Origin of the sequence: Streptomyces sp. FH025 (assembly GCF_017427025.1) — a bacterium.
In the GTDB taxonomy this organism is placed as follows: domain Bacteria; phylum Actinomycetota; class Actinomycetes; order Streptomycetales; family Streptomycetaceae; genus Kitasatospora.
This window is the reverse complement of sequence record NZ_JAFLNG010001261.1, coordinates 1-503: the sequence shown is the minus strand read 5'-3', so window position 1 is coordinate 503 and position 503 is coordinate 1. Positions and strand designations below refer to the sequence as shown.

Here is a 503-nt window from a genome sequence, read left to right as displayed (position 1 = left end):
CGGCGACCTCGCTGGCGTCGGCGTGGCCGAGGACGGCCGCGACCTGGCCACGGACGAGTTCGGTCAGTGCCCGCTCCCGCTCCACCGGGGACAGACCCGCCAGCCGATCCGCCAACGACGTGCCCTGCTGTGCAACTTCCGCACGACGAACGGCCGCCGGCACCAGACCCGTGAGGATCGTCGGGACGTCCTCACCCCGCGCCCGCAGAGCGGCCGTGTCGATCCGGCTGACACCGAGCACCGCCTCGCCCGTGAACTGCGAGGCGTCGAACAACGCCATCGCCTCCTCGGACGCCAACGGCACCAGACCCGTCTTGGCGATCCGCCGAAGATCGACCTCCGCCAGATGCCCGGACATCGCGCTCGTCTCCCGCCACAGACCCCACGCCAACGACGTCCCCGGCAGCCCCTGCTCCCGACGGAACTCCGCCAGCGCGTCCAGGAACGTGTTACCGGCCGCGTAGTTCGCCTGACCCGCCGTCCCCAGCAGACCCGCGATCGAG

1 protein-coding gene is annotated in these 503 nt (G+C 71.8%); it reads right to left on the bottom strand.

All coding sequences use genetic code 11. The annotated features are described in order from the left end of the window. Positions 1-503: beta-ketoacyl reductase (locus tag J0670_RS38775; RefSeq protein ID WP_207817455.1), on the bottom strand; the 503-nt coding region annotated here is incomplete at both ends.